At 57.3% G+C, this 21401-nt stretch carries 19 protein-coding genes and 1 tRNA gene; 12 read left to right on the forward strand and 8 right to left on the reverse strand.

Annotated features, from left to right (window positions below; all coding sequences use genetic code 11):
- Nucleotides 1-21: 21 nt before the first annotated feature.
- Entirely contained in the window at nucleotides 22-1242 is a 1221-nt protein-coding gene (locus QE435_RS20370; protein WP_062425410.1) for an LL-diaminopimelate aminotransferase, read from the forward strand.
- Between the two features lie 65 nt (nucleotides 1243-1307).
- A complete protein-coding gene (locus QE435_RS20375; RefSeq protein ID WP_349042475.1) occupies nucleotides 1308-2618 on the forward strand; it encodes a homoserine dehydrogenase in 1311 nt (436 codons plus the stop codon).
- Between the two features lie 1211 nt (nucleotides 2619-3829).
- On the opposite strand, the gene QE435_RS20380 is transcribed toward QE435_RS20375, so the two are convergent.
- A tRNA-Lys gene (locus tag QE435_RS20380) sits at nucleotides 3830-3905 on the reverse strand.
- Nucleotides 3906-4089: 184 nt separating this feature from the next.
- Here QE435_RS20380 and QE435_RS20385 point away from each other — a divergent pair.
- Together QE435_RS20385 and QE435_RS20390 are read left to right on the forward strand one after the other, a co-directional pair.
- Nucleotides 4090-4836: a cytochrome c biogenesis CcdA family protein gene (locus QE435_RS20385; RefSeq protein ID WP_306932618.1), complete on the forward strand. Its 747-nt coding sequence runs from the start codon at nucleotides 4090-4092 to the stop codon at nucleotides 4834-4836.
- Between the two features lie 35 nt (nucleotides 4837-4871).
- Entirely contained in the window at nucleotides 4872-5816 is a 945-nt protein-coding gene (locus QE435_RS20390; RefSeq protein ID WP_349042476.1) for an AEC family transporter, read from the forward strand.
- Here QE435_RS20390 and QE435_RS20395 read toward each other — a convergent pair.
- Nucleotides 5794-7008, reverse strand: coding sequence for a UbiH/UbiF family hydroxylase (locus QE435_RS20395; protein WP_349042477.1), 1215 nt, complete (start codon nucleotides 7006-7008; stop codon nucleotides 5794-5796). The two genes, QE435_RS20390 and QE435_RS20395, sit on opposite strands and share 23 nt — an antisense overlap.
- 207 nt (nucleotides 7009-7215) lie before the next feature.
- Between QE435_RS20395 and pcsA the strand changes: the two genes are divergently transcribed.
- The 5 genes from pcsA to QE435_RS20420 all read left to right on the forward strand — a co-directional run bounded on the left by pcsA (nucleotide 7216) and on the right by QE435_RS20420 (nucleotide 12812).
- A complete protein-coding gene (gene pcsA / locus QE435_RS20400; RefSeq protein WP_306932623.1) occupies nucleotides 7216-7947 on the forward strand; it encodes a phosphatidylcholine synthase in 732 nt (243 codons plus the stop codon).
- A 166-nt stretch (nucleotides 7948-8113) separates the two neighbouring features.
- Nucleotides 8114-9703, forward strand: coding sequence for an ABC transporter ATP-binding protein (locus QE435_RS20405; RefSeq protein ID WP_349042478.1), 1590 nt, complete (start codon nucleotides 8114-8116; stop codon nucleotides 9701-9703).
- Entirely contained in the window at nucleotides 9693-10781 is a 1089-nt protein-coding gene (locus tag QE435_RS20410; RefSeq protein WP_349042479.1) for an ABC transporter permease, read from the forward strand. The genes QE435_RS20405 and QE435_RS20410 overlap by 11 nt, the downstream gene beginning before the upstream one ends.
- Nucleotides 10781-11701 (forward strand): ABC transporter permease, encoded by a 921-nt coding sequence (locus QE435_RS20415; protein ID WP_306934816.1) that lies wholly within the window; start codon nucleotides 10781-10783, stop codon nucleotides 11699-11701. The genes QE435_RS20410 and QE435_RS20415 overlap by 1 nt, the downstream gene beginning before the upstream one ends.
- A 37-nt stretch (nucleotides 11702-11738) precedes the next feature.
- On the forward strand, nucleotides 11739-12812 hold the full coding sequence (locus tag QE435_RS20420; protein WP_306932629.1) for a BMP family ABC transporter substrate-binding protein: 1074 nt from the start codon (nucleotides 11739-11741) through the stop codon (nucleotides 12810-12812).
- Between the two features lie 170 nt (nucleotides 12813-12982).
- On the opposite strand, the gene QE435_RS20425 is transcribed toward QE435_RS20420, so the two are convergent.
- Nucleotides 12983-13150 (reverse strand): Thivi_2564 family membrane protein, encoded by a 168-nt coding sequence (locus QE435_RS20425; protein ID WP_003502827.1) that lies wholly within the window; start codon nucleotides 13148-13150, stop codon nucleotides 12983-12985.
- A gap of 126 nt (nucleotides 13151-13276) precedes the next feature.
- Here QE435_RS20425 and QE435_RS20430 point away from each other — a divergent pair, with 126 nt between their 5' ends.
- Entirely contained in the window at nucleotides 13277-13699 is a 423-nt protein-coding gene (locus QE435_RS20430) for an OsmC family protein (RefSeq protein ID WP_349042480.1), read from the forward strand.
- A gap of 26 nt (nucleotides 13700-13725) precedes the next feature.
- Here the strand turns inward: QE435_RS20430 and QE435_RS20435 are convergent, their stop codons facing one another.
- From QE435_RS20435 to QE435_RS20445, 3 genes are read right to left on the reverse strand one after another with little or no spacing between them, the layout of a single operon-like run.
- Nucleotides 13726-14217, reverse strand: coding sequence for a peptide deformylase (locus QE435_RS20435; RefSeq protein ID WP_349042481.1), 492 nt, complete (start codon nucleotides 14215-14217; stop codon nucleotides 13726-13728).
- Nucleotides 14214-14552: a hypothetical protein gene (locus tag QE435_RS20440; protein ID WP_349042482.1), complete on the reverse strand. Its 339-nt coding sequence runs from the start codon at nucleotides 14550-14552 to the stop codon at nucleotides 14214-14216. The genes QE435_RS20435 and QE435_RS20440 overlap by 4 nt, the downstream gene beginning before the upstream one ends.
- The gene (locus tag QE435_RS20445; protein ID WP_349042483.1) at nucleotides 14552-16858 is read right to left on the reverse strand and encodes an FdhF/YdeP family oxidoreductase; all 2307 of its coding nucleotides are present in this window, start codon (nucleotides 16856-16858) and stop codon (nucleotides 14552-14554) included. Before QE435_RS20445 ends, QE435_RS20440 begins: the two co-directional genes overlap by 1 nt.
- 384 nt (nucleotides 16859-17242) lie before the next feature.
- On the opposite strand from QE435_RS20445, the gene mgtE reads away from it, so the two are divergent.
- Nucleotides 17243-18613, forward strand: a complete 1371-nt coding sequence (gene mgtE, locus QE435_RS20450) for a magnesium transporter (RefSeq protein WP_306934817.1) — start codon at nucleotides 17243-17245, stop codon at nucleotides 18611-18613.
- Nucleotides 18614-18679: 66 nt separating this feature from the next.
- Nucleotides 18680-19066, forward strand: coding sequence for a MerR family DNA-binding transcriptional regulator (locus QE435_RS20455; RefSeq protein WP_062426111.1), 387 nt, complete (start codon nucleotides 18680-18682; stop codon nucleotides 19064-19066).
- Between the two features lie 283 nt (nucleotides 19067-19349).
- On the opposite strand, the gene QE435_RS20460 is transcribed toward QE435_RS20455, so the two are convergent.
- Both QE435_RS20460 and QE435_RS20465 read right to left on the reverse strand, forming a co-directional pair.
- Nucleotides 19350-20309, reverse strand: coding sequence for a DUF1624 domain-containing protein (locus QE435_RS20460; protein WP_349042484.1), 960 nt, complete (start codon nucleotides 20307-20309; stop codon nucleotides 19350-19352).
- Between the two features lie 78 nt (nucleotides 20310-20387).
- Nucleotides 20388-21074 carry a DUF599 domain-containing protein gene (locus tag QE435_RS20465; protein WP_306932695.1) on the reverse strand — a complete coding sequence of 229 codons (687 nt, stop codon included), beginning with the start codon at nucleotides 21072-21074 and terminating at the stop codon, nucleotides 20388-20390.
- Nucleotides 21075-21401: the final 327 nt, after the last annotated feature.

The following is a 21401-nucleotide window of genomic DNA, read 5'->3' on the forward strand; positions in this document are numbered from 1 at the left end:
TCCATTTCCATGAGGAAAGAAATGGAAGAGTTTCACAAGGTCAAGCGTCTGCCGCAATACGTCTTCGAACAGGTCAACCGTTTGAAAGCGAGCGCGCGAGCGGGTGGCGCGGATATCATTGACCTTGGCATGGGCAATCCGGATCTGCCGACGCCAAAGGCGATCGTCGACAAGCTTTGCGAAGTCGTTCAGGATCCGCGCACGCATCGTTACTCGTCCTCCAAAGGCATTCCCGGGCTTCGCCGCGCCCAGGCCGCCTATTATGCACGCCGTTTTGGAGTGAAGCTGAACCCTGATACCCAGGTCGTCGCCACGCTCGGTTCCAAGGAAGGCTTCGCCAATATGGCGCAGGCGATCACCGCGCCTGGTGATGTGATCCTATGTCCGAACCCGACCTATCCGATCCATGCCTTTGGCTTCCTGATGGCGGGTGGCGTCATCCGTTCGATGAATGTCGAGCCGGATGAAACCTTCTTCGGCCCGCTTGAGCGCGCTGTGCGCCATTCGATCCCCAAGCCGCTGGCACTGATCATCAACTACCCGTCCAACCCGACCGCCCACGTGGCGTCTCTGGATTTCTACAAGGACGTGATCGCTTTTGCGAAGAAGCACGACCTGATCGTGCTGTCCGACCTTGCCTATTCGGAAATCTATTTCGACGAGAAGAATCCGCCGCCATCGGTCCTGGAAGTGCCTGGTGCCATGGATGTATCGGTGGAATTCACCTCCATGTCGAAGACCTTCTCCATGCCCGGCTGGCGCATGGGCTTTGCGGTCGGCAATGAACGCCTGATCGCTGCGCTAACGCGTGTGAAATCGTACCTCGATTACGGCGCCTTCACGCCGATCCAGGTTGCGGCTACACATGCGCTGAATGGCGATGGCTCGGATATCGCGGAAGTGCGCAATGTCTACCGCCGCCGCCGCGACGTGATGGTCGATACGTTCGGCAAGGCGGGTTTCGAGGTTCCGCCTCCCGCTGCCACCATGTTCGCCTGGGCGAAAATCCCGGAGAAATTCCGGCATCTCGGTTCGCTTGAATTTTCCAAGCTGTTGATCGAGAAGGCCGACATTGCGGTTGCTCCGGGTGTTGGCTTCGGTGAAATGGGTGACGATTACGTTCGCCTCGCGCTCGTCGAGAACGAGCACAGAATTCGTCAGGCCGCGCGCAATCTCAAGCGCTTCCTGTCGACTGCAGACGATACGTTGCACAACGTCGTCTCGCTCAACGCCCACAGATAAGGGCAACCCGCCAAGGTGGCCGGTTCCGGCCACCTCTTTCATTAAAGCAAATCAGGAATATACCCATGGCAGATTCATTGAGAATCGGCATAGCGGGACTCGGCACTGTCGGCTCTTCGCTCGTGCGCATCCTCCAGCAGAGAAGCAACGAACTTGCAATTACCTGCGGACGCGCAATTGAGATTATTGCTGTTTCCGCGCGCGACCGTTCGCGTGATCGCGGCATTGATCTCTCGGGTATGACCTGGTTCGATACGCCGGAAGACATGGCCGAAAAGGCCGATATCGATGTTTTCGTCGAACTTGTAGGCGGCGCGTCTGGTCCGGCGGAAAGAGCCGTTCGCACCGCTTTGTCGCGTGGTCTCCATGTGGTGACTGCCAACAAGGCATTGCTTGCAAAGCACGGTGTGGAGTTGGCCGAAATCGCAGAAGAGAAGGGCGCTCTGCTCAACTTCGAAGCGGCGGTCGCTGGCGGTATTCCGATCATCAAGGCGTTACGTGAATCGCTGACCGGTAACCATGTGTCGCGCATCTACGGCATCATGAACGGCACCTGCAACTACATCCTGACCAAGATGGAGAAGGAAGGCCTCTCCTTCGAAGTCTGCCTCAAGGAAGCGCAGCGCCTCGGATATGCGGAGGCCGATCCGGCTTTCGACATCGAGGGTAATGATACCGCACACAAGCTTGCGATCCTGACGACGCTTGCTTTCGGTTCCAAGATTGCCGCCGACGATATCTATCTCGAAGGCATCACCAATATCTCCATCGAGGACATTCAGGCAGCCGCCGATCTCGGCTATCGCATCAAGCTTCTTGGTGTCGCCCAACTGACCGAATCCGGCATCGAGCAGCGGGTACACCCGACCATGGTACCGCTTGATTCCGTGATTGCGCAGGTGGATGGCGTGACAAACGCAGTCGCAGTGGAATCGGATATCCTCGGTGAGTTGCTGATGGTTGGTCCAGGCGCCGGCGGTAACGCCACAGCCTCCGCAGTGCTTGGCGATGTCGCCGATATTGCCAAGAGCCGTCCAGGCGCACAGCAGGTTCCGGTTCTTGGCCGTCCTGCCAAGTCACTGACCGATTATCGTCGGGCCAAGATGAAAAGCCATGAAGGTGGCTACTTCATCCGTCTGACCGTGAAGGACAAGGCCGGCGTGTTCGCCTCCATCGCCACCCGAATGGCGGAAAACAACATCTCGCTGGAATCGATCGTTCAACGTTCTCAGGTGCCGATGGAGGAGGGAGCTCAGACGATCATCCTCGTTACGCATGCGACGATGGAAGATGCCATCCGCAAGGCCGTAAAAGCGATCAAGAGCGAGAAGTATCTGGTCAGCGAACCGCAGGTCATCCGCATTGAGCGCACGTGATGCTATAAGCATGGTCCAAGCAAAACTGTGCAGCGGTTTTGCGATGACGACATGCGATAACAAGGACCTAAAGCGCATGAGCGAATCTGAAAGATCGCGACGCGCTCAGCGGCTAGAGTTTCGCTTAGGCGCGCTCAGTCGGACACATTTCTTGGTCAAAATATAGCCCGGATGCTGCCGCGTCCGGGCTTATCTGTTTCAGAGGATGAGCCTGTCTGCGCGATTGAAAATTAGCGCATCGCTACTTTGTGAGGACGCTCGGCCACCTCGGTTTTGGACTCACTTCGATGCGCGTAAAGCAGCCGGATGCTCCCACGTTTTCAGTAATCAAACAAACATCCACACGCTGAATTTCAACCATCTACTCCTAGGATGCTGCTGATGTCGTTCTTATTGGAACACACCAACAAGAAAGTCTTGGCGAATACCTACCGCCAAGACCGATCACCGTCGCAAAGGGTTACATGCTCATGATGCGTATGCGGGATATGCGAAAAGATCTGAAAGTCGTCCAGGTCATGAAGCGAAGCCGTTGTCAGCGCCAAAATTCGTGAGTTGATGAGCTCGCTCGGCAATTGTTGGTCGGAATGGAACTGAAAAAAGATCGCGGGCTTTGGCGGTACAGACGGACGTGGAGGATCAAACGCACTGACGCGAGCCTTTTCGGTAAGCGATGATCGCATATCGCGAATCCAGTCTTCGAATTCGGGGTCGGGAACATCGATATCGGCGAAGGCCGTCATGCTTATCACTCCAATCCCGCGACGGCTCGAACGCGACCTTCTCGCGGTCAGCCTGTACCTTGCTAAAGAGTTCACCGACGACTTGTAGCTGCAGCTTCGTGGCAACTCCTGGACGAGCCTGGAGATGATCGAGAAGCACTATGCCGTGCATCTTAAGAACACGCTGGATGCCGAGGCTTTCAACGTGAGACGGGTAAGTCTGCACCAGACGCTTGTAGAAATTCGAAAGGCTTTCGGGCCCTATCAAGCGATCTTACAGGCTATCGGTTTTGGTGCTTACCCGCCACTCTCCTTGCCTTCAAGGTAGGTGGAGCACTGCCATAGAGAACTGTTGGCGCGGCGGTAGACGTTAACCTCGTCACCTAAAACGGTATGTGAGGTCATTTCACACTCTCAAACTGTGTGAGACATGTGAGGGTTACGCTAGCGATTTTCCGGTAATTTTCAACGGTAAGTGCTTGATTCCGTTGGTGAGAGCGCAGGGATTCGAACCCTGGACCTACTGATTAAAAGTCAGTTGCTCTACCGGCTGAGCTACGCTCTCCCAAGCATGGGGCGAAGCGCCCCGCGGAAGTGGGCGGAACATATGTAGAGGCACGTTTGCGGTCAACCCATAAAAACAGGATTATATCATCTTTCCGCGTTTTTTTGCCGCAACCGCAAAAAGGTGATTGGTGGCAAGGGTTTGGTGGGGCTACAAGGCGTCGTGAACCGTCCGGAGTGCCGCCTTGTCCATCGCCGATATTTCCCTCCTTACAGCGCTTTTCGCCGGTGCTTTGTCGTTTCTGTCTCCTTGTGTGCTGCCGCTCGTGCCGCCCTATCTCTGCTATATGGCTGGCATCTCGGTGGAGCAGTTCCGGGATGAACGCTTCGAGGCAAAGCCGCATGTCCGCAAGGCGGTGCTTCTGGCGGCGCTGTTTTTTACGCTGGGTTTCGCCACGGTCTTCGTGGCGCTCGGTGCCGGTGCGTCCACCATTGGAATGGTGCTGCGCCAAAATCTAGAGATTCTGGCCAAGATCGGCGGTCTGATCATCATCCTGATGGGACTAAACTTCCTCGGCGTGTTCCGGATTGGCGTCTTCTCGCGCGAGGCGCGTTTCCAAAGCGGCGGCAAGCCTGCCACGCTTTCCGGCGCCTATGTCATGGGATTAGCCTTTGCCTTTGGCTGGACACCCTGCATCGGTCCCGTGCTTGGCGCGATCCTGGGCGTTGCGGCCTCGCGCAATACGGTAGGCGAAGGCGCGATGTTGCTGGCTGTCTATTCCGCGGGTCTTGCCATTCCGTTCTGGATTGCCGCAGCCTTTTCCGGCAGTTTCATGCGCTTTCTTGCTCGCTTCCGTCGTCATCTCGGTCTTGTTGAAAAAGTCATGGGCGTCCTGTTGATCCTGACGGGTATTGCTTTCATGTCCGGCTTCATCACCAATGTGGCGATCTGGTTTCAGGAGAGCTTTCCAATCCTGATGAAAATCGGCTAGACCCTCTTGAAGACGAAGTGCACGGCGAGGGGGCCATGGCTGAAATCGCCGGACTGCTGTTTCCGTTTTTCGGGTTGATCCTGATCGGCTATGTGGCGGCGCGGATCACGAAGCAGCCCGCCGAAGCGCTGGGTTGGCTGAACACCTTTATCATCTACGCCGCACTTCCCGCACTCTTCTTCAAGCTTGTCGCCCGCACACCGGTCGATCAACTGGCGCGAATGGATTTTGTCGCGCTGAGTTTAGTCTCGACCTACACGATCTTTCTCTGCCTCTTCCTCATCGGCTATTACGGACGTCGCAACAGTTTTGCCGACTGCACCATCCAGAGTTTTGCCGGCGCCTATGGCAACATCGGCTATATGGGGCCAGGACTGGCGCTACTGGCGCTCGGAGAGCGCGCCGCCGTCCCGGTCGCGCTGATTGTCTGTCTGGAGAATGCCGCGCATTTCGTTGCCGCACCGGCGCTTATGGCTATCGCTGGGGGTGACAAAAGATCCCGCCTGAAGCTCGCGGCCGATGTTGCACGTAAAGTGCTGACGCATCCCTTCATCCTGTCTGTTATTCTTGGCTTCATTGCGGCCATCTTTGCCTGGCAGCCGCCTCAGCCAGCGCAGCAACTGGTGGATTATCTGGCGCAGTCAGCGGCACCATGCGCGCTGTTTTCCATGGGCGTGACGCTGGCACTTCGGCCGCTCAAGCGGGTACCGATAGAGATCAGTTACATCGTGCCAGCCAAGCTGATCCTGCATCCGCTGCTGGCATACCTCGTGATGTCGTCCTTCGGCCATTTCGACCCCGTCTGGGTGTCGACAGCGGTTCTTCTCGCCGCACTGCCGACGGCGACGAATGTCTTCGTCATCGGGCAGCATTATCAGGTGTGGCAGGAGCGTGCGTCGGCGACCATTCTGATCTCCACCGTGCTCTCCGTCTTCACGGTCTCGCTCGTGCTTTACCTCATTCGCGCAATGAGCGCCTGAGACTGCCGACGATCAGTGAGGGCAGGGCCTTGATACCCCGGCCGGGCTCGATGCCTTCGCGCATCACGAGACCGCGCAGCGGCCCCACATTTCCGAGCACATGCAGTCCTGCAGCGCGCGCCAGCTGCATCGGCAGCATGCCGGAGAGAAGCGACCGGTTGAGAAGATCCACACTGAGTGTGCGGCTGAAAACGTCGGCGCGGCGGCGCCGGTCGAATGTCGCACCTGCATCTGCCGGGATTACGCCTCCGGTCAGTGTGCCGAGCATGTCGGTCAAAACGATGATGTCGCGAAGGCTGAGATTGAGACCTTGTGCGCCGATCGGCGGGAAGCCATGACCGGCTTCGCCGACAAGCGCGACGCGCCCTCTGCCAAAGGAACGGGCCGTCATGCTGGAAAGCGGCCATGTCTGCACACCCTCATCAACCGAGACTGTGCCGAGCATGGACTGCATACGCTCTTCAACACGAGCGCTCAGAGCGTCTAATGGCAGGGCAGCAAGCTCGACAGCCTGCTCTGGCTTGACCACCCAAACGAGGCTGGAGCGATCGCCGGGCAGGGGAACTTGAGTGAATGGTCCGGTGGAGGTGTGGAACTCGGTCGAGATATTGCCGTGCGGCCGACTATGCGAGAAGTTGAGGACGACAGCGGTCTGCGGATAGGACCAGCTTCGAACGCCGATTCCTGCCGCCTCGCGAACTTTGGAATTTCTTCCATCGGCGCCGATCACAAAGCTGCTCGATACAGCCTCGCCAGTAGACAGGGTTAGTGAGACATCGTGAGGCCCGACCTCGACCGTGTCTACCGTCGCATCGATGAGCGTGATGTTGTTTTCCTGGGCGACAGCCTCTGTAAGGACGCTGAGCAGTGCGGCATTCGGCATGTTCCAACCAAAGGCGGTCAGTCCGATTTCGGAGGAACGGAAGGCGACGGTTGGCGCGCGTAGCAGGCGGTCGGTGCCATCGATGATCTGCATAGTGGAAAGCCGCGCAGCCGATGGTTCGATTTTGGACCAAACACCGAGCCGGTCGAGAAAACGGATGGACTGATCCATCAGAGCGGTCGTCCGGCGATCGCTCCTATCGGTTTGGGGGGCAACGAGTGCAACGTTTCGACCCGCGCGCGCAATGGCGAGAGCAGCGATTTGTCCTGCAAGTCCAGCGCCGACAACGGCAACTTCGAAGTTCTTCATCGTCTTGTTCCACTCCTGCAGTCGAGGCTCAACACATAGTGGCTTTGCGCCGGCAAATCCAGAAGCCGAATGGCGACAGATCGCAATGTCCCTGCGGCAACATGCTCATTAAGTTCGAGGATAAGCATTCCCGCATGGTTGCAAAGAGCGGTGAATGGTCGCATATCGGATAGAGAGAATGAGTAAGAGCGGGGCCGTTACGCTGTCATGAAGATTTTCAACTACAGACGCGTACCCTATGCCGAAATCCGGGCTTTCTCCGTTCACATCCTAACAGCCTCCGGTTCTTTTCTTGCCTTCCTTGGTGTCGTTGCTGCCGCTGAACATCGTTTCGTCGACATGTTCTGGTGGCTCGGTTTGGCGCTTCTTGTGGATGGCATCGACGGCCCGATCGCACGTAAGGTGCAGGTCAAGGAAGTTTTGCCCAACTGGTCCGGTGACACGCTGGATAACATTATCGATTACGTCACCTACGTGTTGCTGCCCGCCTTCGCTCTCTATCAGAGCGGCATGATCGGTGAGCCTTGGTCCTTCGTCGCCGCCGGTATGATCGTGGTATCGAGCGCGATCTATTATGCCGACATGGGCATGAAAACGGACGAATACTTCTTCTCGGGCTTCCCGGTCGTCTGGAACATGGTTGTGTTCACGCTCTTCGTCATCGATGCCAGCGCCACCACGGCGATGATCATCGTCACGGTGTCGGTTATCCTCACTTTCCTGCCAATCAACTTCTTGCATCCCGTCAGAGTGAAGCGGCTGCGGTGGCTGAATATGGCGGTTTTCTTGCTCTGGTGCGTGCTCAGCGGCTACTCGCTTTTGCTGCATTTCCAATCGCCTGACTGGCTTATTGCCGGGGTCGTGGTCACCGGTATCTATCTCTATTGCATCGGCGGTCTTATGCAGTTCGCACCCTCTCTTGGCGCAAAAACGCGCTGAGAAAAACAGTCGTTTAAAAGCATACGCGGATCGTTCTTTTTCAGTTGTACAGTGTCATAAAAAAGGATTTAGTACGCATAAAGAGCAGTGCTCAAATTTAGTGCAAGGGTGTCGATCCTATCGTTAAGCCTCATAGAAGTGCAGCGATCGGTGAAAAGGGGAACAGGTGACGGAAACGGTTGCGTCTGGGGCTTTGCCCCTCTTGTCCGTGCGCCAGCTGACCAAGCTGTTTGGAACATTCGCCGCATGCAATGCGATCGATCTGGATATTGCGCCGGGTGAAATACATGCTCTTTTGGGCGAGAACGGCGCGGGTAAATCCACTCTGGTCAAGATGCTCTTTGGCGTTCTTGAGCCGACAAGTGGCGATATTGTCTGGAACGGCAATTCCGTCAGGATCGGGTCGCCGGGAGAGGCACGCAAGCTGGGCGTCGGCATGGTATTCCAGCATTTTTCCCTTTTCGAAGCTTTGACGGTCGCGGAAAACATTGCGCTTTCGCTTGATCCCAAGATTTCCCTGAAGGAGATTGCAAGGGAGGCCGAGACGCTCTCCAAGGCCTATGGCCTGCCGCTCGATCCTTACGCCCATGTTGCCGATCTTTCCGTGGGCGAGCGCCAGCGCATCGAGATCGTTCGCGCTCTGTTGCAGAACCCAAAGCTTATCATTCTGGATGAACCGACCTCTGTGCTGACACCGCAGGAAGCGGACCGCCTTTTCGAGACGCTGGAAAAGCTGAAGGCAGAGGGCCGGTCGGTGCTTTATATCAGCCACCGTCTGGAAGAGGTGCAGCGCATCTGCGACCGCGCCACTGTGCTACGTCACGGCAAGGTCACGGGAGCCTGCGATCCACGCCAGGAAACGCCTGCTTCTCTGGCGCGCATGATGGTCGGCTCCGATGTCGCAGGCATCCAGCGTGACGACGAATGTACCATTGGCGATGTCGCGGTCGAGATCATCGGTCTCTCTGTTCCGGCCCGCACGCCCTTTGCCGTATCCCTCAAGAATATCGCCATGAAGGTGCGCGCAGGCGAGGTTCTGGCCATCGCGGGCATTGCGGGTAACGGGCAGGGCGAGTTGTTCGACGCGGTGTCCGGTGAATATCCCGTCTCGAAGGATGACACGATTTTCCTGCGCGGCAAGCCCGTCGGTCGCACGGGCATCAATGGACGCCGGTTGCTGGGCGCAGGCTTCGTGCCGGAAGAGCGCCACGGCCATGCCGCCGTACCCAATATGAGCCTGTCCGACAATCTTTTGTTGGCGCGCTGTCGCTCCGATAGAAAGGCATTTCTGAGCGGCGGCTTTCTGAATGTGGTGCGTCATTCTGTCATCAAGAACGCTGCCAAGCGTATCTCCGAGAAAATGGACGTGCGTAAAAGCGGGGACGATCCACTTGCCGGTTCGCTCTCCGGCGGCAATCTGCAGAAATTCATCGTGGGTCGTGAACTCGATCGGCAGCCATCTGTGCTGGTCGTCAATCAGCCGACATGGGGTGTGGATGCGGGGGCGGCCAGCCGTATTCGCCAGGCACTGGTCGATATGGCGAAGGCAGGTTCGGCGGTCATCGTCATCAGCCAGGATCTGGACGAAATCTTCGAGGTTGCATCGAGTATTGCCGTTATTTCCGACGGTCACTTGTCCAGCGCCTACCCGGCAAAGGAGATGACGCGTGAGAAGATCGGCCTGTTGATGGGTGGCGTACACACAGGTAACACAGGACAGGCAGGGCATACGGAGCAGGTCGTTCATGCGCATTGAACTGGAAAAACGCGCAGGGGTCTCCAAGCTCTTTGCCATTCTCTCGCCGCTCCTGGCTCTGGCGCTGACGCTTATCGTCGGTGCAATCATCTTTGCAGCGCTCGGCAAAGAGCCCATCGGTGCGCTCTACAGCTTCTTCATCGAGCCGTTGCTGGAAGTCTGGTCGTTGCATGAACTTGCCGTCAAGGCAGCGCCGCTGATCCTGATCGCGGTCGGGCTTGCCATCTGCTATCGGTCGAACAACTGGAATATCGGCGCGGAAGGTCAGTTCACCATCGGCGCGATCACCGGCTCCATCCTGCCTGTCCTGAACCCCGATTGGCAGTCGCCGATGATCCTGCCGCTGATGCTCATCATGGGGGCAGCAGGCGGTGCGCTCTATGCGGGTATTCCGGCGCTGTTGAAGACACGGTTCAACACCAATGAGATCCTGACCAGCCTCATGCTGGTCTATGTCGCCCAACTGTTCCTGGATTGGCTGGTGCGCGGCATCTGGCGCGATCCGCAGGGTTACAATTTTCCGCAGACGAAGCCTTTCAACGAAAGCGCGGTCCTGCCTGAACTGCTCGAGTCAGGCCGTGCCCATTGGGGCGTCGTCTTTGCGCTGGTCGCCGCGGTCGCGCTCTGGTTCATGATGCGCTACATGCTGAAGGGCTTCGAAGTTACCGTACTCGGCCAATCGGCGCGGGCAGGGCGCTTTGCCGGCTTTTCATCTCGCGGCATGGTCTGGTTTTCGCTGCTCCTTTCCGGTGCGCTCGCGGGCCTTGCCGGCATCTCGGAAGTGTCCGGCTCCATCGGGCATCTCCAGCCGTCGATTTCGCCGGGCTATGGCTTTACCGCCATCATCGTCGCATTTCTCGGTAGGTTGAATCCACTCGGCATTATCGCTTCGGGGCTGGTTCTATCGCTGACCTATCTCGGTGGCGAGGCGGTGCAGATGTCGCTGCAGATATCCGACAAGGTCGTGCGTGTGTTCCAGGGTCTTTTGCTCTTCTTCGTCCTGTCCTGCGATACGCTGATCCTTTACAAAATCCGCATCCGTTGGTCGCGAAGCGCCAACCGTGAAGGAGCCGCATGATGGATATGTTTCAGGCGATCCTTCTGACAGTCATTACCGCCGCTACGCCGCTGGTCATTGCCGCCCTTGGTGAGCTGGTCACCGAGCGCGCCGGTGTCCTCAATCTCGGTGTCGAAGGCATGATCGTCATCGGTGCGGTCTGCGCCTTCGCCGCTGCCCATATGAGCGGGTCTCCCTATATCGGCATTCTGGCTGGCATTGCCGCGGGCGCGGTCTTCTCGCTGCTCTTCGGCTTCCTGACGCTCACCCTTGTGACCAACCAAGTGGCGACCGGCCTTGCCCTTACCATTCTCGGGCTTGGCGTCTCCGGCATGTTGGGGGAAAGCTTCGTGGGTGTGCCCGGCGTCAAGCTGCCGAACATCGTGTTTCCAGTGCTCTCGGATATTCCCTTCATCGGCCCGATCCTCTTCCGGCAGGATCTTATTTTCTACATCTCGATTGCGCTGGTCTTCGGTATCAGCTGGTTTCTGTTCAAAAGCCGCACCGGACTCAAAATTCGCGCGATTGGTGACAGCCATTCGTCAGCCCATGCGCTCGGCATCAACGTTATCCGCACGCGCTACCTCGCGGTCATGTTCGGCGGCGCCTGTGCGGGTCTGGCTGGCGCGCAGCTCTCGCTCGTCTACACGCCGCAATGGGTGGAGAATATGTCTGCCGGTCGTGGCTGGATTGCGCTGGCACTCGTCGTCTTCGCGTCCTGGCGTCCGTGGCGTGTTCTTGCCGGGGGCTATCTCTTCGGTGCGGTCACGATCGGCCAGCTGCATGCGCAGGCTTTTGGTATCGGCGTGCCGTCCCAGCTCCTTTCAGCGCTTCCTTATGTAGCAACTATTGTGGTGTTGATTATCATCTCCCATAATCGGCGCACCACGCTGATCAATACACCGGCATCGCTCGGCAAACCGTTCGTGCCGGATCGCTAAAAATCCGAAAGTCATGCCTAACCAAGCAGGGGTAAAAATGAAAAGACTCATCATCGCATTGGCCGCGTCCGCCGCGGCGATTATCGGCGTTGTTCCGGCCGCACAGGCCGCCGACGCCAAGAAAGTCTGCTTCGTCTATGTCGGCACGCGCACGGATGGTGGCTGGACGCAGGCGCATGATATCGGCCGTCAGGAATTGCAGAAGCATTTCGGCGACAAGATCGAGACGCCGTTCCTTGAAAGTGTTCCAGAAGGCCCGGATGCCGAGCGCGCAATCGAGCGTATGGCCCGTTCCGGCTGCGACTTGATTTTCACCACGTCCTTCGGCTTCATGGATGCGACAGTCAAGGTTGCGCAGAAGTTCCCGAAGGTGAAGTTCGAACACGCAACCGGTTTCAAGACGGCGGCGAATCTTGCGACCTACAACTCCCGTTTCTATGAAGGCCGTTACATTCAGGGCCAGATCGCTGCGAAGATGTCGCAGAAGGGCGTCGCCGGTTACATCGCGTCCTTCCCGATCCCGGAAGTCGTGATGGGCATCGATTCCTTCCTGCTTGGCGCGCGCTCCGTCAACCCTGACTTCAAGGTCAAGGTCGTTTGGGCGAACACCTGGTTCGACCCCGGCAAGGAAGCCGATGCGGCCAAGGCTCTGATCGACCAGGGCGTCGATATCCTGACGCAGCACACTGACACCACAGCGCCGATGCAGGTTGCTGCAGAACGCGGCATCAAGGCTTTCGGCCAGGCCTCCGACATGATCAAGGCGGGACCTAACACGCAGCTGACGGCGATCGTCGACACCTGGGGCGCCTATTACATCAAGCGCACACAGGCGCTTCTTGATGGCACATGGAAATCCGAGTCGGTTTGGGACGGTTTGAAAGACGGCATCCTGACGATGGCGCCTTACACAAACATGCCTGACGACGTGAAGAAGATGGCTGAGGACACCGAAGCCAAGATCAAGTCCGGCGAGCTTCACCCCTTTACAGGTCCTGTTAAAAAGCAGGATGGCACCGAGTGGCTGAAGGCTGGCGAAAAGGCTGAAGACGGCGTTCTGCTCGGTTTGAACTTCTATGTCGAAGGCGTCGACGACAAGCTGCCGCAATAAGTCTGAAATTTTAAATTCGGAAGGGCGTGCAATTCGTTGCGCGCCTTTTTTGTTGAAGTTCGTTCAGCCTTGAAGCAAATGCTGGAAAAGCAAAAGCCCGTCGATGGAGCGACGGGCTTTTCCATGCCTTTACCGCGCATGTTGTTGCTGCGGGTCGGACAGGGTCGTTATCAGAAGACTGCGAGATACTTCAGCAGCGAGATAATACCGATGATGATCACGATGACCTGAGCGATCTGCTTTGCGCCGCCGCCCACTGGCAGACGAGCGATGAGCCACAGCACGAGTACGATGACCAGAAAGGTGATCAGAATGCTGACTAGCGTCGAGGTAACCATATGTCCCAGCTCCTATTTCCGTTTCATTGAACGGTCCGATCACCGTTGCGTGAGTAAAAGCCGCAATTTATAATTTGGTTCCATTGTGCAAAATGAATTTGCGGGAAATGGAGATTGGGAGCAGGCGTGAGTGAGCTACGGGTGAAGAAGCGGGACGTGGGCGCGACAGCCCTTTTGGGACGCAACGGCCATCCGCAGATTGAGACACCGACAGGCGGACATATGTCTGTGGTGACAGCGGCGTCCGATCCAGGCTTCAATCCGCTCGACCTGCTATATTCCTCGCTTGCCGCCTGCCTGGTCTTGAGCGCGCGTATCGCCGCAAGCCGCATGGGGGTGCTCGACAGGTTCGAGGCCGTTGAGGCGAAGGTGACAGGCGAGAAATCTAACGGTGAACCCGCCCGCATTCTCCGTTTCGACATGGGGCTGACGATCACCGGTGATTTCGATGAGGCGACGAAGCACGCAATCGCTCATGAGGCGGAAAGAATCTGCACCGTGAGCAACACCTTGCGCGGTGAGGCGGAATTTCATCTGGATATTATTTGATCTTTGATGATGGCGCAGGATATCACTCAGCGCTGGGCCTTTTCCCACTTGCGGATGAGCCGGTCGCGCTTGAGTTTTGATAGCCGTTTGATCCAGAAGAGACCATCGAGCTGATCGATCTCATGCTGGATGCAGATCGCATGGAAATCATCCGCTGTCTCTTCTTGTTCACCACCTGCCAAATTGCGAAACCGCACCGTCACCTGGCGGGGACGTTCCACTTCTTCTGTCAAACCCGGCATGGAAACGCTGCCTTCGACATGGCGTATTGTCTCGGTGGACGTTCGGACGATCTCAGGGTTGATGTAGGTCAGGATCTTGCCGGGTTGCAGTTCCAGCACGAAAATCCTCTGAAGGACACCGATATGTGCCGCTGTGATGCCGACGCCAGGCGCGGCGCGCATGGTATCGACAAGGTCCTGCTGTAAGGCGGCAAGGTCTGGACCAAACGTCGTCACTGGCTCGCACAGAGTTGCCAGGGCAGATGATGGGTATCGGATGATGGTGCGAACGGTCATGGCGTCTCTGAATTTGAAAGTGACGATTTCATCAAAGCTTGGGATGCGGTTGCCGCCAGCGCTTGCGCCTCTTCGGTCAATGCCACGAAGGTCCGCTGTGTTCTGGTCTCGCGCCGGACGATGCGGAGCATCGTGTCAGACAGCGCGTTGACCTCCCGTAACACCAGAGCATGAGCCATACCAAGCTTGTTGGAAAGACTGCGGCTGTCGCTGCCGATACCCATATGGACGGCGACAATGATGGCCGCACCTGTCGGCTGAAGTCCGGCAGGCGCGATTCTGAGCAACTCTTCCACTACCGTCATGAAGCGTGTGGAAGCGTCGTCCTCATCCATTATGCCGTCTCGTTTTCGCCACGTAGTCGGACCGACACGAGCACGGATTTGGACGTGGGGGTGAAGCTGCCTTCGCCATAACTATGCAGTGGCACAAGAACATTGAGCTCAGGATAATAACCACCGACGCTGCCCTGCGGAATGTTATAGGGCACCAGACGGAAGTTCCTCGCGACGCGTTCGACACCATCGCCATATTCGCCGATCACATCCACGCGCTGCTTGGAACGGGCGCCGAGCTTTTCCATGTCATTCGGGTTCATGAAGATGACTTGACGTTCACCGTACACACCACGGTAGCGGTCATCCAGGCCGTAGATCGTGGTGTTGTACTGGTCGTGACTGCGGAAGGTCTGCAACACGAAAAGACCGTCTTTCGATAGGGCTTCTTGATGCTCGGTCATCTCCGGCAGTGGGCCGGTGAAGAAGACCGCTTTCTTCTCTGGCGTGTGCCATTCCCGCTCGGCTGCGGCGTTGCGCAGATGGAAGCCGCGCGGCACCCGAACACGTTCATTGAATTGCTGGAACCCTGGAATGACCCGTTCGATCATGTCTCGGATCAAATCGTAATCATCGGCAAGGGCGGTCCAGTTGACGCGGTCACTGCCAAGCGTGGCTTCCGCAATCCCGGCAATGATGGCAACTTCGGAACGCAGTTCGGGCGAGGCCGGCTCATTGATACCGCCCGAACCATGGACCATGCTCATCGAATCCTCCACTGTCACGATCTGAGGCGTGCCTGAAGAGTTGCGATCAATCTCGGTGCGGCCAAGGCAGGGCAGGATGAAAGAAGTTTCTCCCGGCACAAGATGCGAGTGGTTAAGCTTGGTTGCGATATTGACGGTCAGCTTCTGCTTTTTGAACGCCTCGATGATCAGCGGGCTGTCGGGCGTGGCGCGCAGGAAGTTGCCGCCAAGCGCGATGAAGGCTTGCGCCTTGCCATCCAGCATGGCGCTGATCGCTTCCACGGTGTTGTGTCCGCGGTTGCGCGGCATCGCCACGCCGACTTCCTTTTCCAGCGCATCGAGGAGGGCAGGCGGTGCCTTCTCGTCGATGCCGACGGTGCGATCGCCCTGAACGTTGGAATGGCCGCGAACCGGGCAGAGGCCGGCACCTGGGCGCCCGACATTGCCCCGCAGCAGCATGAGATTGGTGATCTCGCGAACGATGATGACGGAGTGCTTGTGTTGCGTCACCCCCATCGCCCAGGTGGCAATGACGGAGTTGGCATTCATATAGATGGAGGCCGCTTCCTCGATCTCTTCGCGGGTGAGCCCCGACTGGTCGAGAATGGTCTCCCAACTCGTTGCATCCACAGCAGCGCGGTACGCCTCGAACTCCAAGACATGGTTGGCGATGAAGTCGTAATCGATGATGGCGGGCTTGCCCTCGGCACGCGCCGCTTCATCGGCTGCGAACACCACCTTGCTGATGCCGCGAATGGCAGCCATGTCGCCGCCCTGGCGGGGCTGGTAGTAGTTGGTGGCAATCTTCGTGTTGCCGCCGGTGATCATTTCCAGCTTGTCCTGCGGGTCGCTGAAACGCTGCAGGCCTTTTTCCTTGATGGGATTGAAGACGGTAATACGCGCGCCGCGCAAAGCCGCCCGCCTCAAATCGCCTAGCATGCGGGGATGGTTGGTGCCGGGGTTCTGGCCGATGACGAAAATCGCATCGGTCTTCTCGAAATCTTCCAGAAGAACGGTCCCCTTGCCGACACCGATCGAGGCTTTCAAGCCCACGCCGCTCGCCTCATGACACATATTGGAGCAGTCGGGGAAATTGTTGGTCCCATAGAGTCGGACCATCAGCTGATAAAGGAAAGCAGCTTCGTTGGAGGCCCGCCCGGACGTGTAGAACTCAGCGCGATCCGGGCTATCAAGCCCGCGCAAAATAGCGCCGATCTCTTGGAAGGCCAAGGCCCACGAAACAGGCATATATCGGTCGGTCGCGCGATCGTAACGCAGAGGGTTCGTCAGGCGGCCCTGCTTTTCCAGCTCGTAATCCGACCACTGGCTAAGCGTGGAGACAGTATGCTCGGCAAAAAATTCCGGAGGAACGCGCGCTTCTGTCGCTTCCCAGGAAACGGCCTTCACACCGTTTTCGCAAAACTCGAAGGATGAGCCATGCTCCGGGTCGCCCCAGGCACAGCCAGGACAATCGAAACCATCGGGTTGATTTGTTTTGAGAAGCGTCTTCACATTGGAGAGAGGTGCGCCGGATTCCAGCAGGCGCTTGCCCACGCTCTTCAGCGCGCCCCAGCCGCCAGCCGCGGATGAAGGCTTGCCGATGAAATCCATCTTGCCCATGGTACCGTCTCTCCTTGATGATCTTGTCTCGATCGGTGCCAAAACAGACTCACCCGATCCTTAGTTTGCGCTGCAGCATAACTGTTCAGATAGGCGCTTCCCTAGCATATATCAATTCTATCCGTTGCGCGGATGCGCGTTTCGCTTTCCCAATGGCGATACCATGCCCGCGCATCGACGACATGGAGGCCTCTGCCCATACCCGTGATTATGGGAAGCAAGATGATGAAACCAGTTCTTGCCTAACGGGTTGTTGACATTGTTGTTTTAAACGACAATCTCCAGCCCGTTACAAAGCAGGCCAATGACCGGACAAGGGGGCGCAAGTTGACACAAGCCGACCACGATCATCCCGCAACGGAAGAGGCCAAGCGTCCGGAAGTCATGGCGGACATCTACGCTGAAGACGGCTCGATCCGGTCCGATTTTCTCGCCATGGTCGGTGCTGCAATCGCCGATCGCGATGTGCTGTTCCTGCGTGAAAACGTAGCACGCCTGCATGAATCCGAACTGGGCGACCTGCTGGAATCGATCCAGCCGGAGCAACGTCACGCCTTGGTGCGCCTGCTGGGCACCGATTTCGACATGACCGCGCTGACCGAGGTGGATGAAGCAATCCGTCTCGATATCGTCGAGCAGATGCCGAACGAGCAGATCGCTGCCGGTATCGGCGAGCTCGATTCGGACGACGCGGTCTACATTCTGGAAGACCTCGACCGCGAGGATCGCGAAGACATCCTTTCGCAGATGCCGTTCACCGAGCGTGTGAGGCTGATGCGAGCTCTGGACTATCCGGAAAGCTCGGCCGGTCGCCGTATGCAGACCGAGTTCGTCGCCGTGCCGCCCTTCTGGACAGTCGGCCAGACGATTGACTACCTGCGTGAAGAGGAGGAACTGCCTGAATCCTTCTCTCAGATTTTCGTCATCGATCCCACCTTCAAGCTTGTCGGCGCGCTCGATCTCGATCGGCTGCTGCGCTCAAAGCGGCAGGTGAAGATCGAAACCATCATGCATGAGACAAACCATCCCATTCCGGCGGAGATGGATCAGGAAGAGGCAGCCCAGCTCTTCGAGCAATACGACCTTTTGTCCGCAGCCGTCGTGGACAACAACGGTCGCCTCGTCGGCGTGCTGACCATCGATGACGTGGTGGACGTGATCCAGGAAGAGGCGGAGGAAGACTTGCTTCGCCTCGGCGGTGTCGGCGATGAAGAATTGTCCGACAGCATCGCAAGCACATCCAAATCCCGCGTGCCATGGCTTGGGATCAACCTGATGACGGCCTTCCTGGCAGCCTCGGTGATCGAACTCTTCGACGCCACCATCCAGCAGGTCGTGGCGCTTGCCATCCTGATGCCGATCGTGGCAGGCATGGGGGGGAACGCTGGATCGCAGACCATGACCGTTTCGGTACGAGCGCTCGCCACCAAGAACCTCGATATCCATAATGCGGCGCGCATTATTCGCCGTGAGGCGGGCGTCGGGCTTTTGAACGGCGCGCTCTTCGGCTGCGCCATCGGCATCATCGCCGGCATCTGGTTTCACGATGCGAACATTGGCGGCATCATCGCAACCGCCATGCTGATCAACATGCTTGCCGCTGCTCTGGCCGGTATTCTTATTCCGTTGTTTCTTGATAAGTTCGGTGCTGATCCGGCAGTTTCGTCTGCCGTCTTCGTTACCGCAGTGACGGATATCGTGGGCTTCTTCTCGTTTTTAGGCCTGGCAACCTGGTGGTTCGGCATATCCAGGTAACGATCGAAAATTGACTTTTACGTGAAGGTCAAACATAATGTCCGTTAGCCAGAATCGGACAAAGCCTTGAATAAGTATTATAGCATCACGGAACTCACGCGCGAATTCGGTGTATCCACCCGCACTCTTCGTTTCTATGAAGACGAAGGGTTGATCCATCCGGAACGCCGTGGACGCACGCGCCTGTTCCGCGCCGCGGATCGCAGGCTTATTCAGGAAATTCTCCGAGGTCGCCGCATCGGCTTCACCATCGCCGAAATCCGTGAAATCATTCAGGTTTACAAGGAGCCGCCCGGTGAGTCCGGTCAGCTTGAACTTCTGATGAAGAAGGTCGATGAAAAGCGCGCCGACCTCCGCCAGAAGCGCCGCGATATAGAAGAGACCTTGGCGGAACTCGATAATGTCGAGGAAGCGTGTCTGACGCGTCTCGCCGAAATCGGCGTTGGTACGTAACGGCCTCATCCGCATCAGTCGGTGTAGATCTTTCCGATCGTGCCAGTCTCGATGTGGACGCCTAACAGCCGTCCGCCCGATCGATCCTTCACAATCCGCACAATTTCCAGATGATTGTCTTACCCCGACATGCTGATTGGCGAGCGGGAGCGGAAGACGTTGTCGGTTATTGAAGCCGCTGAGTGCTGAAACTTTCATCCACAGAGTGGCTGAGCGTCACAATGGCCAACGTCACCATCCGAATGTTGTCGCCGCCTGACGTCGAATCTGAGCTCACTACGGGCTACTGTACCTCCGCCGAGCATTGTGCCGCGACGTCTCTGATCTTGCTCTGCTGCTCGACACTGGCTGTATTCGCCATCATCGCGTCGAAGACATTTTCGCTGTGCAGCTTCTCCAAGGTGCAACCGCAAAAACTCTGGCAGAGATCCAAGTTGTTTTGGGTCTGCATGCAGCTTGCTTCGCAACTCTTCTTGTAAGCTTCCACCTGATCGACAGGCGGCGGCGGGAAAGTGATCGATGCCAGATAGACGAGCCCGATCAGCACCGGCTGGTGAATAAGGTAAAAGGACAGGCTGTGCCGACCGAAGAAGGCTAGCAGGTTGCGCTTGCCGCTAGGCTTGCGATACCGATCAAGCCACCCGCGCGGCACGGCGATTTGCGCGACGCCAAGACCGGCGAGAAACGGCGCCAGAAACGGTAACACCGGCACGTAGTCGTTGGAGCGGGGAGGTGCTGTGGCAAATCCGATCCAGGATAGCCAGATTGAGTTGAAGGCATCCGACGAGAAATAGATCGGCGCAAGGAAGGCCAAAACAGCCACGACCAACGTCACAAGCGCAGGCAATCTCAGGAAGATGAGACCGATCAGGCTCGCCACCGCAATATTGTGCAGGATGCCGAAGAATATCCAGCCACCAGGGACGGCGATATATGTTGCGACCGAAATCAGCAACGCGGCGCCAGCGACCATCGCAAATCGCTTGCCGAATGCTGGCCAATTTATCCCCTTGCGGTGGGCCAGAAACAGGCTGAAACCTGCGAGAAACAGAAACGAACTGGCAATCGCCCGCGCATAGAGACGCCACAAACCTTCGGTCGGCGTTTCCGGCGGGATATAGCCGAACATGGCAAGATCCCAGGTGAAGTGGTAGCTTGCCATGGCTATCAGCGCGATGCCGCGCCACGTATCGAGAAAGCCGATGCGGCCAGACTTGGTAACCGTCGCGGTTGCCTCATTCATTCTGTGATTTCCTTCGCAACGGTGAGGTGGCTTTGCCTGCGCTTCGCCCACAAAGTGGGGTGATTTCATGACAGGCGATTAATGATCGTCCATGATCGCGAGACGTGCTTCTGAGGAGAATTGGCGTCTCAGCAGCGCGACGATGATGATGACGGTCATGACGATGAACACATAGGCATTGATGAACCAGCCGAGATAGCCGATCGACAGGAAGAAGGTGCGAAGCCCGTCGTTGAAATTCTTTGCCGCGATGACATTCATGCGAATGACGTTCTCCGCCGCTCGCTCGGCTGCTTTTCTATCGGCATTTGCCTCATGCACCATCGGCATTCCGCCGAAGAGAATGGTGCAGTAGTTGAACAGCCGATACGACCAGCCGAACTTGAAGAAGGCGTAGCCGAAAAGACAGGTCAGCCCGATGACCTTCAACTCGAAAGCGGTCCGGCCGCCATAATAGACGAACGGCATGTCGCGAAACACCGATTCGACCCTGTCGGTAGCGCCGAGAAGCGCGAAGCATCCGCCGATCGCGAAGATGGAAGTCGACGCGAAGAAGGCCGTGCCATTCTGGAGGCCTGCCATGATCTGTGTATCGATCATCTTCAGATCGCGCGTCAGCGAATTATAGATCCACCGCCTACGGCGATCGGCCATGGCTTGATTGAGGCTGGTTCTGCCAAACGGCGATCGTGCGGTTGTGATGTAGGCATAGGACACCCAGAGAACCAGGAAAATGACGAACGCGATGTAATCCATTGTCGTCATGTCGGTCTCGCCCTTAACCCGCTGCTCGTCTTTTCCGCCAGGTGAATACCCGGAGTGTTTTCGAAGGTTGTCATACCAAGAAATAAGTTCAAGGCAATCGAGACATGTCGGCGGAAAAATCCGAACCATTTCAGCGTGCGCTAACCATCCGGTAAGCTTATACCGTTAGACAGATCGGCGAGGCTCCGGAGCGGGTATTGAGTACGGGGCCTCTTCTTCTGCACCGGGTCATCCCAAGGGCGGAAAGCGTGTCTCTCGTGGCGTTTTCTTCTTCCGAAATTTGACAACAGCCACATCGCATCCTACCTTCATTTCAGCGATCCGACG

The organism is Agrobacterium sp. SORGH_AS 787 (assembly GCF_030819035.1).
In the GTDB taxonomy this organism is placed as follows: domain Bacteria; phylum Pseudomonadota; class Alphaproteobacteria; order Rhizobiales; family Rhizobiaceae; genus Agrobacterium; species Agrobacterium larrymoorei_B.

What these genes read in the sequence shown, in the direction of transcription:
- QE435_RS20370 (WP_062425410.1), top strand. Translation starts at nt 22, where the DNA reads ATGGAAGAGTTTCACAAGGTCAAGCGTCTGCCGCAATACGTCTTCGAA.
- QE435_RS20375 (WP_349042475.1), top strand. Translation starts at nt 1,308, where the DNA reads ATGGCAGATTCATTGAGAATCGGCATAGCGGGACTCGGCACTGTCGGC.
- QE435_RS20390 (WP_349042476.1), top strand. Translation starts at nt 4,872, where the DNA reads ATGGCTGAAATCGCCGGACTGCTGTTTCCGTTTTTCGGGTTGATCCTG.
- QE435_RS20395 (WP_349042477.1), bottom strand. Translation starts at nt 7,008, where the DNA reads ATGAAGAACTTCGAAGTTGCCGTTGTCGGCGCTGGACTTGCAGGACAA.
- pcsA (WP_306932623.1), top strand. Translation starts at nt 7,216, where the DNA reads ATGAAGATTTTCAACTACAGACGCGTACCCTATGCCGAAATCCGGGCT.
- QE435_RS20410 (WP_349042479.1), top strand. Translation starts at nt 9,693, where the DNA reads ATGCGCATTGAACTGGAAAAACGCGCAGGGGTCTCCAAGCTCTTTGCC.
- QE435_RS20415 (WP_306934816.1), top strand. Translation starts at nt 10,781, where the DNA reads ATGGATATGTTTCAGGCGATCCTTCTGACAGTCATTACCGCCGCTACG.
- QE435_RS20420 (WP_306932629.1), top strand. Translation starts at nt 11,739, where the DNA reads ATGAAAAGACTCATCATCGCATTGGCCGCGTCCGCCGCGGCGATTATC.
- QE435_RS20425 (WP_003502827.1), bottom strand. Translation starts at nt 13,150, where the DNA reads ATGGTTACCTCGACGCTAGTCAGCATTCTGATCACCTTTCTGGTCATC.
- QE435_RS20435 (WP_349042481.1), bottom strand. Translation starts at nt 14,217, where the DNA reads ATGACCGTTCGCACCATCATCCGATACCCATCATCTGCCCTGGCAACT.
- QE435_RS20440 (WP_349042482.1), bottom strand. Translation starts at nt 14,552, where the DNA reads ATGGATGAGGACGACGCTTCCACACGCTTCATGACGGTAGTGGAAGAG.
- QE435_RS20445 (WP_349042483.1), bottom strand. Translation starts at nt 16,858, where the DNA reads ATGGGCAAGATGGATTTCATCGGCAAGCCTTCATCCGCGGCTGGCGGC.
- mgtE (WP_306934817.1), top strand. Translation starts at nt 17,243, where the DNA reads ATGGCGGACATCTACGCTGAAGACGGCTCGATCCGGTCCGATTTTCTC.
- QE435_RS20460 (WP_349042484.1), bottom strand. Translation starts at nt 20,309, where the DNA reads ATGAATGAGGCAACCGCGACGGTTACCAAGTCTGGCCGCATCGGCTTT.
- QE435_RS20465 (WP_306932695.1), bottom strand. Translation starts at nt 21,074, where the DNA reads ATGACGACAATGGATTACATCGCGTTCGTCATTTTCCTGGTTCTCTGG.